Annotated in this window: 11 protein-coding genes; 9 read left to right on the top strand and 2 right to left on the bottom strand. The window is 49.9% G+C overall.

The genetic code is table 11. The features are described 5' to 3' along the window. Positions 1-56 precede the first annotated feature (56 nt). From IKW96_RS00890 to IKW96_RS00930, 9 genes are all read left to right on the top strand, one after another. Positions 57-575, top strand: a complete 519-nt coding sequence (locus IKW96_RS00890; protein WP_296569257.1) for a CYTH domain-containing protein — start codon at positions 57-59, stop codon at positions 573-575. Beyond that, a complete protein-coding gene (locus IKW96_RS00895) occupies positions 575-1,543 on the top strand; it encodes a PhoH family protein (RefSeq protein WP_296569259.1) in 969 nt (322 codons plus the stop codon). The genes IKW96_RS00890 and IKW96_RS00895 overlap by 1 nt, the downstream gene beginning before the upstream one ends. Beyond that, positions 1,536-2,048, top strand: coding sequence for an rRNA maturation RNase YbeY (gene ybeY / locus IKW96_RS00900; protein WP_295080484.1), 513 nt, complete (start codon positions 1,536-1,538; stop codon positions 2,046-2,048). The genes IKW96_RS00895 and ybeY overlap by 8 nt, the downstream gene beginning before the upstream one ends. Further along, on the top strand, positions 2,048-2,941 hold the full coding sequence (gene era, locus IKW96_RS00905) for a GTPase Era (RefSeq protein WP_296569261.1): 894 nt from the start codon (positions 2,048-2,050) through the stop codon (positions 2,939-2,941). Before ybeY ends, era begins: the two co-directional genes overlap by 1 nt. 166 nt (positions 2,942-3,107) lie before the next feature. Continuing rightward, on the top strand, positions 3,108-3,851 hold the full coding sequence (gene recO / locus IKW96_RS00910) for a DNA repair protein RecO (protein ID WP_296569263.1): 744 nt from the start codon (positions 3,108-3,110) through the stop codon (positions 3,849-3,851). Between the two features lie 305 nt (positions 3,852-4,156). Beyond that, positions 4,157-6,547, top strand: coding sequence for an endonuclease MutS2 (locus IKW96_RS00915; RefSeq protein ID WP_296569265.1), 2,391 nt, complete (start codon positions 4,157-4,159; stop codon positions 6,545-6,547). Between the two features lie 26 nt (positions 6,548-6,573). Continuing rightward, entirely contained in the window at positions 6,574-7,632 is a 1,059-nt protein-coding gene (locus tag IKW96_RS00920) for a histidine kinase (RefSeq protein WP_296569268.1), read from the top strand. Positions 7,633-7,642: 10 nt separating this feature from the next. After that, positions 7,643-8,275, top strand: a complete 633-nt coding sequence (locus IKW96_RS00925; RefSeq protein WP_296569273.1) for a response regulator transcription factor — start codon at positions 7,643-7,645, stop codon at positions 8,273-8,275. A 184-nt stretch (positions 8,276-8,459) separates the two neighbouring features. After that, a complete protein-coding gene (locus IKW96_RS00930; RefSeq protein ID WP_296569275.1) occupies positions 8,460-10,958 on the top strand; it encodes a glycoside hydrolase family 9 protein in 2,499 nt (832 codons plus the stop codon). Between the two features lie 174 nt (positions 10,959-11,132). Here IKW96_RS00930 and IKW96_RS00935 read toward each other — a convergent pair whose 3' ends face one another. Both IKW96_RS00935 and IKW96_RS00940 read right to left on the bottom strand, forming a co-directional pair. Further along, complete coding sequence (locus tag IKW96_RS00935; RefSeq protein WP_296569280.1) at positions 11,133-11,306, bottom strand: hypothetical protein; 174 nt, start codon at positions 11,304-11,306, stop codon at positions 11,133-11,135. A 21-nt stretch (positions 11,307-11,327) separates the two neighbouring features. Beyond that, complete coding sequence (locus tag IKW96_RS00940; RefSeq protein ID WP_296569282.1) at positions 11,328-12,029, bottom strand: PspA/IM30 family protein; 702 nt, start codon at positions 12,027-12,029, stop codon at positions 11,328-11,330. Positions 12,030-12,480: the final 451 nt, after the last annotated feature.

Below are 12,480 nucleotides of genomic sequence, written 5' to 3' on the forward strand. Positions count from 1 at the left end.
TATAATAAAAATGTTGAAAGACATCAACGTAAAATCATCGTTTTCGGAGTGTGATTATGGGAAAGAATTATGAGATCGAACGTAAATTTCTCGTTGAATTTCCTGATGTATCAGTGCTGGACGTGAAGCGCAGGATAGGTATCGTGCAGACCTACCTCAGAAGCGGAGAGAACGGACTCCAGCGAAGAGTAAGATCCGTGGATGAAAACGGAAGCGTGAAATATACCTATACGGAAAAGCTGTTCCTGAGCCCCGTGACCAGGGAGGAGAACGAGCGTGAGATTAGCAGCGAGGAGTACAAAGTGCTTCTCAGCGAGTTCAGAAAGGACTGCCCGCCTGTGGAAAAGGTGAGATACTGCTTTGATTATCACGGACAGCTCTTTGAGCTGGATACCTACCCGTTTTCCGATAAGCTCGCAATTATGGAACTGGAGCTCGCTTCGCCGGATCAGGAAATAGATTTCCCGGAAAATGTCAGGGTGCTGAGGGATGTTTCCTCGGACCACCGCTATTCCAATGCCGCTCTTGCACGTGCAGGAGCTTTTCCCGAACAGAAGATTGGAGAAAAAGATTAATGTCGGAAATATTCGTACCCGCTGACAGCCCCGAGCAGCTTTCCGCCCTCTTCGGACAGCTTGACGGGAATATCGGCAAACTTCAGAAGGATTTCAATGTCACCGTCGTAAGCAGAGACGGCGGCATAAAAATAATCGGTGACGGCGATACCGTCGGAGCCGAAAAGGCTCTCCGCGCCCTTATGAGCTATGCGAACAAGGGCAATGCCGTCAACGAACAGACGGTCCGCTATGTGACTTCCATGGTGGCAGACGGTATCGAGGAGGAGCTTCAGGAGCTCGGCGGCGACGGCATCTGCATGACTGCGTCGGGAAAGATACTCCGTCCGAGAACGGTCGGACAGAAAAGGTATACAGACGCTATCAGGAACAATACCATCGTGCTCGGCATAGGTCCTGCAGGTACAGGAAAGACCTACCTTGCCGTTGCGATGGCAGTAAAAGCGTTCCGCGAACATAAGATAAAGAAGATCATACTTACCCGTCCCGCCGTTGAAGCAGGCGAGAAGCTGGGCTTCCTCCCGGGAGACCTCCAGGACAAGGTGGATCCTTATCTTCGTCCGCTGTATGACGCTCTTTTTGATATGTTCGGAGCTGAGAGCTTTGCACGTTATATGGAAAAGGGGATAATCGAGGTGGCTCCTCTCGCTTATATGCGCGGACGTACCCTCGATGAAGCGTTCATTATCCTCGACGAAGCTCAGAACACTACTTCGGAGCAGATAAAAATGTTCCTCACACGACTCGGAAACGAAAGCAGAATGGTAATAACAGGCGATATCACCCAGATAGACCTCCCCGATACAAAGAGATCAGGGCTTGTGGAGGCTATCAAGGTCCTGAGGGGGATAGACGATATCGAAATACATCGCTTCACGGAGAAGGATGTAGTAAGACACAGACTTGTACAGGATATTATCAAGGCCTATGAAAAATACAACGAAGGGAGAAAAAATAATCATGGCTAAGTTAAAGGTATATGTCAAGAATAATCAGACAGAGGTGAAGGTCCCCGTAGGTATAAGGCTCCTTATCAGAAGATGCTGCCAGGCAGTTCTCACAACTGAGAATTTCGGCAAGGACGCAGAGGTAAGCGTTTCATTCGTAAGCAATAACGAGATAAAGAATCTTAACAAGATATACAGAAACAAGGACGCAGTTACAGACGTTCTCTCATTCCCGCTCACAAGCGAGGACGGCGCTGTTGAGGTAAATCCCGAGACAGGCGCAGTACAGCTGGGAGATGTTGTCATCTCACTGGAAACAGCTGTAAAGCAGGCGCAGAATTACGGACATTCACTGGAGAGAGAGGTTGGATTCCTCACAGTACATTCAATGCTCCACTTACTGGGCTACGACCACGAGACAAGTCAGCTCGACCAGCGTATCATGCGCGAAAAGGAAGAGTCAGTGCTTGAAAAGCTTGGTATCTCAAGAGATGTTACTTTTGTGGTAAACGGAGAAAACAGCTGATGCCGAGAACAGCTTTCGTTACCATTGCTGGACGGACAAATGCAGGTAAATCCTCGCTTCTCAATGCTATCGTCGGGGAGAAGATAGCCTCCGTCAGCAATAAGCCCCAGACTACACGCACCCGTATCACGGGTATACGCAATATCGACGACGTTCAGCTGGTATTCTTCGATACTCCCGGACTTCACAAGCCTGTGAACAAGCTCAGCGAGCATATGCTGAACACCGTTAAGGAGTCGGTAAGCGATATAGACGCAGTCGTTTTCGTAATGGACTGCACAAAAAAGATAAACCAGCAGGAGCTCGAGCTGCTCAGGTCCATGAACAGCTCGAAAATGCCTGTCATACTCGTTCTCAACAAGATAGACCTGCTGAAAAACAAGGACGAGCTGGCTCCCGTTATCGCGGAGCTGACCTCAAAGATAAAGTTTCAGGCAGTAGTGCCTGTAAGCGTTACCGAAAACAGCGGCGTGGATATAGTTATCGACGAGATAATCGCTCTCGCGGAGGAGTCGGTGCACTTCTTCCCCGAGGACATGATAACCGACCAGCCCGAAAAGGTGCTTGCGGCGGAAATGATACGCGAAAAGCTCCTTATGCTGCTCAGCGATGAAGTGCCTCACGGTATCGCCGTCGGCGTAGAGCAGATGAGCGAACGCGACGACAAGGATATCCTTGATATTTCCGCAGTCATCTACTGTGAGAAGGAGTCCCATAAGGGCATAATCATAGGAAAGGGCGGCGCAATGCTGAAAAAGGCTTCGACTGCCGCAAGAATAGAGCTTGAGGACTTCTTCCAGATAAAGGTGAACCTCAAGTGCTGGGTGAAGGTGAAGGAAGACTGGCGGAACAGGGAGAATATCATCCGCAGCTTCGGACTTTCCGAGAAATAATTACCGCAAATAATCACAGGCTTTCCGCAGATGATATTTTCAGAGCCATGGCTCGTATCTTATCTGCGGAGGCTTTTTATGAACGAAGATATACTATGGGATAAATTTGCCGTAAGCGGCAGGATAGAGGACTATCTGCGGTATTCGGCGTGCAGGGAAGATAAACATGACAACTGTTGAAGGCATCGTCCTTAAAGAACGTTCTGTGGGAGAACAGGACAAATTCATAGATATACTCACCAAGGAGAGCGGAGTTATCGAGGTTTCCGTAAAAGGCGCAAGGAAGATAAACGGAAAATCGGGGAGCTCCACACAACTGCTGGCATATTCACGGTTCTGCGTAGACAGGAGAGGGAACTACCTCTGTCTCAACAGCGCAGAGCCGATACATATTTTTTACGGACTTCGCGATTCGCTGTCAAAGATATCCCTTGCCAGCTATTTTGCGGAGGTGATGCGCTTCTGCATAAAGCCCGAGGCTCAGAACGGCGATATCATGCGGCTGCTGCTGAACTGCCTGCATTTCCTCGAAAACGGGGAGAGGGACGAGCGTATGCTCAAAGCTGTATTCGAGTTCCGCCTCATGTCGGAGATAGGCTATATGCCTGACGTTGTGGCTTGCCGCGGCTGCGGAGTCTATGAACCTGATGAGCTATTTTTCTGTATCGGCGACGGCGGATTTTACTGCGCCGACTGTTTTGAGAACGATGGCGGTGAGAACTATATGAAGATAAAGCTGCCCGTGCTGAGTGCTGTAAGGCATATAGTGCTCAGCGACTTTGACAGGCTTTTCAGCTTCCGTGTGTCGGAAACAACGCAGGAAAAGCTCTCGGCGCTGGCGGAGAGCTATATGCTCACACACCTGGAGCGCGGCTTTGGTACGCTGGATTTTTACAAGACTATAGTGTAAATCATAATTTATATTTGCAGGGGCGGATATTATCCGCCCGAAATTACACGTGCGCTTTGTAGGGGACGGCGTCCTCGACGTCCCATTATAGGGACGCCCTCACTTGCAGGGCGTCCCTCTTCCGAAAACAATTCACCGGATTGTTTTCGGAATTCACCCTTGCTGAGCGCCTGTCGGATCCGGGGCGCTGCCCCGGGCCCCGCAAGGGCTGTCAGCCCTTGACCTGACCAAAGGGTTGTGAACCCTTTGGAATCCCTTCCTTTGGGGTTTGCGTAAATTATGATTTACAACAGTAAAGGATAATTATGGATAAATATTTGAAAACACTTGAACTGGACAAAATACTTGAAATGCTCGCGGAGCTTACCTCCAATGAGGAAACGCGCCGTATGGCACTGGCGGTACGTCCCGATAACGACCTTGAAAGAGTGCGCTACGAATGTCTCAAGACCTCGCAGGCTCTGTCCCTTTCGGTGCAGTTCGGAACACCGCCTTTCAGCAATTTCAAGGACATAAGCACTGTTGCCGCAAGGGCAAAGTCGGGAGCTGTCATATCGCTCAGCGACCTCCTCGATATCGCGGCAATGCTCAAACAGATAAAGGCTCTCGCGGACTGGTACGCCCACTGCGAGAACATGGAAACAGAGCTCAGCTACCTGTTTTCACGGCTCCAGCCCAATGACTGGCTGCTGGAAAAGCTCGAACGCTCCATAATCTCGGAAAACGAGATATCAGATGCGGCGAGTCCCGAGCTTGCGGCTATACGCCGTAAGATAAACCGCGCAGGTATGCAGCTCCGCGAAACTCTCGACAAGATGATAAAGAACAAGACCACTCAGCAGTACCTGCAGGAGAGCAATGTCACCATACGTGACGGACGCTTCGTTCTCCCTGTAAAATCAGAGTACCGCGGACAGGTAAGCGGTCTTATTCACGACACATCTGCCACGGGTCAGACCATTTTCATCGAGCCTATGGCTATAGTTGAAGCCAATAACGATATCCGCCTCCTTGAAGCAAAGGAACAGGAGGAGATAGAGCGTATTATCCACCAGCTATGCCGTGACTGCGGCGACTATGCGGATATACTTGCGGAAAACTACAAGGTCTGCACGGAACTGAACCTCTATTTTGCAAAGTCCAATCTTGCTGCAAAGCTCCGCTGCTCGCTGCCGGAGATAACCGACGACGGAAAAATGCACCTGAAAAAAGCCCGTCATCCTCTTATTGACAGGAACAAGGCTGTTCCCGTGGAGATAAGTCTCGGCGAGGACTATCAGGCGCTCATCATAACAGGTCCGAATACGGGCGGTAAGACGGTAACGCTGAAAACTGCGGGACTTCTTGCGGCTATGACTATGTGCGGACTTCTTATCCCCGTTGCCGACGGCAGCAAAATATCGGTCTACGACCATATCCTCGCGGATATCGGCGACAGTCAGAGCATTGAGCAGAACCTCTCCACTTTCTCATCGCATACCAATAAGGTAATTGAGATACTTAAAACAGCCGACGAGCAGTCGCTCGTACTCCTTGACGAGCTTGGCTCGGGAACAGACCCCATAGAGGGCGCGGCTCTTGCTATATCCATTATCCGCCGCCTTATGGAGAGCGGCGCAAAGGTAATGGTGACTACCCATTATCAGGAGCTTAAAGTATTCGCTATCGACAGCGACGGCGTCGAGAATGCTTCATGTGAATTTGATATAGAAACTCTTCGTCCCACATATAAGCTTATCGTGGGTTCTCCCGGAAAGTCCAACGCTTTTGCGATTTCCGAGAGCCTCGGTATGCCGTCTGATATAATAGAGGACGCTAAAGCCCGCGTCAGCGAGGCGAATACGCGGCTTGAAGAGGTCATCGGAAAGCTCGAGGCTGCCCGTGTTGAGCTGGAAAAGCAGAGGGACGAGATGACCCGTCTGCGTATACAGACCGCAGAGCATGAGGAGTCTATCCGCAGGGAGCGCGAGGAGCTCGAAGCCGCTAAGGCTGAGGAGCTTGAAAAGGCAAGGCTCCGCGCTATGACAATTATCGAGCAGACAAAGGCGGAGTCCAACGAGCTTCTCGACGAGCTCGACAAGCTCCGCAAGGAAAAGGAGAAGAAGGATTTCAGCGCAAACGTATCGGGCATGAAGGCTAAGACCAAGCAGAGCTTCAACAAGATGTACGACACGGCAAATCCCGTGGAAAAGCGCGACCCCAACGAGGGCTACGTGCTGCCGAGAAAGCTCCGCAGGGGCGATACGGTCTACGTTGTTGACCTCCAGCGCAAGGGAATAATCTCGGGAGAGCCCGACGGAAGCGACTTCGTATACGTTCAGATGGGCGTAATGAAAACGAAGATGAACATATCAAGGCTCAGACTTGAAGAGCCTGAAAAGGTCACAGTGGGCAACAAGTCCATACGTCCGGGCAGAAAGATGAACAAGGTGGGCGTAAAGGCGGAGCGCAGGGGCAAAATGGAGCTCGATATACGCGGCTGCGCCTGTGACGACGGCGTTTATCAGCTTGACGCATTCATAGATCAGGCGGTAATGTCGAATATTTCCACAGTAACTATAATCCACGGCAAGGGTACGGGACTTCTCAGGCAGGCTGTTCATAAGCGTCTGAAGTCTCACCCGTCCGTAAAGACGTTCAGACTCGGTCTCTTCGGAGAGGGCGAGGACGGAGTTACGGTCGCTGAGCTGAAATAATATCATGAAAACAAGGGGGGAAGGTGTTGAACAGACTTATTGACAAGCTCGCCATACTTACTATCTGCATGATGAGCCTTTTCATGTCGGACAGCTTTTCTGAGCCTGTTATCGTCACGATCGTGACTATCGCTTTTTCCGCGGCAACACAGCTGCTCACAGGGCGGTTAGCCGCATATGTCCTGATAATGGGCTGTTCACTGCTCTGCGGAGCTTTTCCCCTCTTTTTCTGTGCCGTGCCGCTCATGCTGTATGACGCTCTCTGGGAGAAGAAATGGTGGCTGATCATGCCTGCGGTTACGGTGCTGTTAAAGTTCGACAGCCTGAAATTCGGGCAGATCATGATAACTGCCGCGGCTACTGCTGTCACTATAATAGTATACAACCGTATTTCAGGACTTGAAAAGACCGTCGAGAAGCTTACGCAGCTCCGCGACGAGGTGGCAGGAAAGAACCGTCAGCTCTCGGAGCAGAACATGAGACTTGCACAGGCGCAGGACAACGAGATACACCTTGCGACGCTGAAAGAGCGGAACCGTATTGCTCGCGAGATACACGACAATGTGGGACATATGCTCACCCGTTCGCTGTTGCAGTCGGGAGCCCTTATCGTCATCAACAAGGACGAGCAGCTCCGCGAACCGCTGGAGAGCCTGCGTTCCACGCTCGACAGCGCTATGACAAGCATACGCGAGAGCGTTCACGACCTTCACGACGACTCCATTGATCTAAGAAAGGTCATCGAGGACAGTATCAGCGCAGTTGACGGCAGGTTCACGGTAAACCTTGACTGCGACGTAAGCGGGAATATGGCAGGCAATGTGAAGCTGTGCATGATAGGCGTGGTCAAGGAAGGGCTTTCCAACGCAGTGAAGCATTCAAACGGTGACAGGATCATCATTGTTATCCGTGAGCACCCCGGGTTCTATCAGCTCATGCTGGAGGACAACGGAAACTGCTCGGAGATAAAGGAAGGCGGCATAGGTCTCAAGAATATGACCGACCGCGCAGCCGCTCTCGGCGGCAGGATAACCTTTACGCCGTCGCCCGAGGGCTTCAGGATATTCATGTCGGTGCCTAAATAAAGGAGTATATATGAACATTATAGTTATTGACGATGACAAGCTCGTAGCCTTGTCGCTGAAAACCATACTTGAAAGCACGGGCAGCGTGACAGTCGCTGCAATGGGCGAGAGCGGACAGCAGGCTATAGAGCTTTACAGCAGTATCCGCCCCGACGTTATCCTTATGGATATCCGCATGGACGACATGAGCGGCATAGAAGCAGGGGAAACTATCCTGAAAAATTTCCCCGACGCACGTATACTGTATCTGACCACATTTTCCGACGACGAGTATATAGTCAAGGCTCTGAATATGGGTGCAAAGGGTTACATACTAAAACAGGACTTCGACGGTATAGCGCCTGCCCTTGAAGCGGTAATGCGCGGTCAGAGCGTTTTCGGCGAGAAAATTATCACAAAGCTCCCCGAGCTCATGGTGCCGAAGGAGAAGTTCGACTTTGCCGCTCACGGCATAAGCTACAAGGAGCGTGAGGTTCTTGAACTGGTCGCAAAGGGGCTCAGCAACAAGGAGATAGCAGGACAGCTCTACCTCAGCGAGGGAACTGTCAGGAACTATATCAGCAGTCTGCTGGATAAGCTCGCCCTGCGCGACAGGACTCAGCTGGCTGTGTACTACTATACCGAAGTTAAAGGCAATCCATAATGCATTGATTTGAATTGTTTACTTGATAAAATGGATATTTATAAACTGTTTTATCTACTCAAATTTGTATTATCTGCTTGACATAACCGGCAAATTGTGGCATAATGAATGTGTATAGCTATGGTATACTCGTGAGGAAGCTCCGCGAAGACGGAGCAATAAAAAATGAGAGGAGAGTTTTACTATGCTTAAGAAACTGACAGGCGGTATCGTTTCCGCCATGCTGCTGGCTTCTTCAACTGTCTCGGCTCTGCCCGCAGGCGTGATGATGACAGCAAACGCTGCCGACGGCAAGTTCAACTACGTCGACGCACTTGACAAGTCGCTGTATTTCTATGAGGTACAGCAGGCAGGTCCGCTCCCTGACTGGAACAGAGTGGAGTGGAGAGCCGATTCTACCATGAGCGACCCTGTACTGGGCGGCTGGTACGACGCAGGCGACCACGTAAAGTTCAATCTTCCTATGGCTTATTCTGCTTCAATGCTTGCATGGGGACTTTATCAGTACCCCGACGGACTTACAAAGGCAGGCATAAAGGATACCTATGAGAACAACCTCATGTTCGCTCTCGACTATCTTGCAGAGTGCGACAAGGGCACTGAGGTAGTTTATCAGGTAGGTATCGGTAAGCACGACCATACCTGGTGGGGTCCTGTCGAGCTTCTGGAATACGGTATGGAGGATAACGGACATTCCGTTGAGGAGGCTCGTGCCATACTTAAATCCTCAAAGGGCTGTTCTGCTGTATTCGGCGAAATGGCAGCAGCTCTCGCAGCCGGTGCAGCTGCACTTGACGGCGATATCGACGCTTCCAAGAAGGCAAACTACTTGAAGCACGCCGAGAATATCTACAATATCGCAAAGACATCTCCAAGCGACGATGTTTACAATAAGAGCGACGCACAGGGCTTCTATCAGTCGAGCCACTTCTACGACGAGCTCTTCTATGCAGCTAACTGGCTGTATATCGCAACAGGCGACGACGCTTACCTTGCTGACGCAAAGGGCTATATCCCCAACCTCGGTAAAATGTTGGGCGAGGGCGATACTCTTGCTTACGGCTGGGCACACTGCTGGGACGACAACATGCAGGGCGCTATGCTTCTCTATGCTCTTAATACAGAGGATTCCAGCGCTATCGCTCATGTAAAGAAGCACTGTGACCGCTGGGTAAGCGGAACCGAGGCTAAGATAATCCCCGGCGGACTCCGCTGGCTGAGCAACTGGGGCTGCCTGAGATACGCAAATACAGCTGCTTTCATCGCAACTGTTGCAAGCGATACTATCCTCACATCCGAGGCTGCAAAGTATACTGAATTTGCCGAGACACAGGTGAACTACGCTCTCGGCGACAACCCCAACAAGCAGAGCTACGTTGTAGGCTTCGGCGACAAGTACCCTCAGAACCCACACCACCGTACATCACACGGTTCATGGAAGAATGACCTCAAGATCCCGGATAAGGCAAGACATATCCTTTACGGCGCTCTCGTAGGCGGTCCTAATGAGGACGGTTCCTACAACGACGACCGTCAGGACTTCATCAACAACGAGGTAGCTACAGACTATAACGCAGGCTTCACAGCTATGCTCTGCAAGATGATAGACAAGTACGGCGGCTCAAGAGACGCAAGCTTCCCGGAGAAGGAAGTTCACGATTCACCTGAGTTCTACGTTGAAGTCCTTTCAAAGGGCGGCGACGCAAGCGGTCAGACTATAAGCTTCAAGGTTACAAACCACTCCGCATGGCCTGCAAGAGTTCAGGACAATATCTCATTCAGATACTTCATGGACCTCAGCGAGGTCAAGGCAATGGGCAAGAACCCCGAGGATCTCGTTATCCGCTGCGACCGTGACCAGTCCGCTATGTATTCGGGACAGGGCTACAAGACAGCTGAGATCTCCAAGCCTATCCAGTACAGCGGCGATATCTACTACATCGAGGTAAATCTCCCTGACGGACGTGTTGTTCTTCCTATTTCAGAGGGACAGCAGCAGTGTGAGATACTCCTTGCTATCGTAATGCCTGACTACGGCAGCGGCTGGGATTCATCAAACGACTTCTCCGCACAGGGCGTAGGCAAGAGCGCTAATGCAGCAGACGGCACAGCAAAGGGCGTTATCACGCCTTATGTACCTGTTTACGTTGACGGCAAGCTTTACTACGGCGAAGAGCCCGACGGCACAAAGGCTGACGGTCTCGGCGGTACAGGCGGCGACAAGCCTAAGGTAACAACTACCACAACTAAGCCTAAGGTTGAGACAACAACTACAACTTCTAAGGAAACAACAACTACTTCAACAACAACAACTACTACTACATCTGCTGCTACGACAACTACAACAACTACTACCACAGAACCCAAAATAACAACTACCACTACAACACAGCCCAATGGCGGTCAGAACGGCGATCCAAAGGAAGATCCCAACAAGACTGTAAACTACGGCGATTCAAACTGCGACGGCAATATCGACATGGCAGACGCTGTTCTTATCATGCAGGCTCTGGCAAATCCGAACAAGTACGGCGTTACTGGTACAGACAGCAAGCACATCACAGAAGAAGGTGCTACAAACGCTGACGTTGATACTTCGAGCAAGGGACTTACATCAAATGACGCACTCCGCATTCAGATGTATCTGCTTCACAAGATAACAAGTCTCACTCCCGAAAACTGATAACGTAACAGAAAGCTCCCCGATATTTCGGGGAGCTGCTTTTATATATGCAAGTGAGAAAGTGCTTAACAAATAATTATCATCGTTTGCAAAAAGAAATTAAAGAACTAAGAGTTAAGAACTGTTCACTGAAAAAGCTCCGAAGCATGAAGCCTCGGAGCTTTTGTGTCATATTCAGATACCGCAATCTTCGTATTCTTTCCACTTTTCGTAGTAGATCTTATTGCTCCAGCTGCGGAAAAGGATGTATGCTGCGGATGCTATTACGAGGAAGATCGCGCCCAACAGCGGAAGCGACTCCCTGAACATTTTCTTTTCGGGACAGATATTCTTTTTCTTGCGGCTCATGTTGAAATTCCTTTGCTGTTATTACTTTGTGCTGTTAGCGCCGCCGTTCATCTCGGCAAGAAGTCTCTGGAGCTCTGCGTCTACCTTTGCCTCAGACTCAAGGTCTCTGAAGGTATTCTTCAGCTCGTCGCCTGTGCCGCCTGTGAGAGCGTCGCCTGCGATCTCTGTGAATGCAGCAGCTTCTGCTTCCTTGCGTACTACCTTTTCTTCCATTCTCTGGAACTTGTCAAAGGAAGAGTTTGGGTCGAAGCTTCCTGCAGCCTTTGCAAGGCTCTTCTGTGTGTCTGCCATCTGTGAACGTGCGATGAGCATTGCCTGACGGCTCTTTGCCTCTTCAAGCTTGGACTTGAGTACCTCTACCTGATCGCCGATAGCGTCTGTCTGTGCAGAGATAGAGTCGTACATTTCCTTATAATTTGCAAGATCTTCGTCAGCCTTGACCTTTCTTGCGAGAGCCTGCTTAGCGAGATCCTGGTCGCCCTTTGCGAGAGCAGCCTTTGCCTTTGACTCCCAGTCAGCCGAGACCTTCTGAGCGTCGAGGTACTTCTTTTCAGCGAGGCGCTCGCTTGCCTTTGCCTTGCCGTAATTCTGAGTAGCCTTAGCCAGCTCGGTCTGCATATCGATAATGATCTGCTTGACCATCTTCTCCGGATCTTCAGCTCTGTCGATAAGATCGTTTACGTTTGCCTTGAGAAGGTCTGATAATCTCTGAAATACACCCATTTTTATAATCCTCCTGTTTCATGTAAAAAAATGTTTCATAGGCACACCCCTTGTGCCACAAAAACATTATATGTCATTGTGCATTTTTTGTCAAGGATTAAGCTGCCGATTTCATCTGATTTTCATTTATCAGTGACGTTTATGAACACTTTATTACATAATTATTCCTCGTTTTTTACCGTTCCGTTAACAGATATGCAGCTGTGTTGAAAACTGTGTCCTCTCCGGAATGATATTGCCGAGCTGTTGTGGGAGACCCTGCGTTTTCCGCCGGAGCGGCTGGACTCCTATGTTTCTATTTTAACCTGAAACCTCTGATTTGTCAATATATTTTTGTGAAAAATAACATCAGAACTGCTGAGCTTATTGAAACAGGAGAAATTTTTACGTAATAGGCATTAATATAACGTGCAAGTATTGACAACAATAGCAAAATGTGATAAAATAATCT

This window comes from Ruminococcus sp., assembly GCF_017549005.1.
GTDB lineage: Bacteria > Bacillota > Clostridia > Oscillospirales > Ruminococcaceae > Ruminococcus.

Bases quoted from the DNA above. Each gene is read 5' to 3' on its own strand.
- recO (WP_296569263.1), top strand. From the start codon at position 3,108: ATGACAACTGTTGAAGGCATCGTCCTTAAAGAACGTTCTGTGGGAGAA.
- IKW96_RS00940 (WP_296569282.1), bottom strand. From the start codon at position 12,029: ATGGGTGTATTTCAGAGATTATCAGACCTTCTCAAGGCAAACGTAAAC.
- era (WP_296569261.1), top strand. From the start codon at position 2,048: ATGCCGAGAACAGCTTTCGTTACCATTGCTGGACGGACAAATGCAGGT.
- IKW96_RS00915 (WP_296569265.1), top strand. From the start codon at position 4,157: ATGGATAAATATTTGAAAACACTTGAACTGGACAAAATACTTGAAATG.
- IKW96_RS00925 (WP_296569273.1), top strand. From the start codon at position 7,643: ATGAACATTATAGTTATTGACGATGACAAGCTCGTAGCCTTGTCGCTG.
- IKW96_RS00930 (WP_296569275.1), top strand. From the start codon at position 8,460: ATGCTTAAGAAACTGACAGGCGGTATCGTTTCCGCCATGCTGCTGGCT.
- ybeY (WP_295080484.1), top strand. From the start codon at position 1,536: ATGGCTAAGTTAAAGGTATATGTCAAGAATAATCAGACAGAGGTGAAG.
- IKW96_RS00895 (WP_296569259.1), top strand. From the start codon at position 575: ATGTCGGAAATATTCGTACCCGCTGACAGCCCCGAGCAGCTTTCCGCC.
- IKW96_RS00890 (WP_296569257.1), top strand. From the start codon at position 57: ATGGGAAAGAATTATGAGATCGAACGTAAATTTCTCGTTGAATTTCCT.
- IKW96_RS00935 (WP_296569280.1), bottom strand. From the start codon at position 11,306: ATGAGCCGCAAGAAAAAGAATATCTGTCCCGAAAAGAAAATGTTCAGG.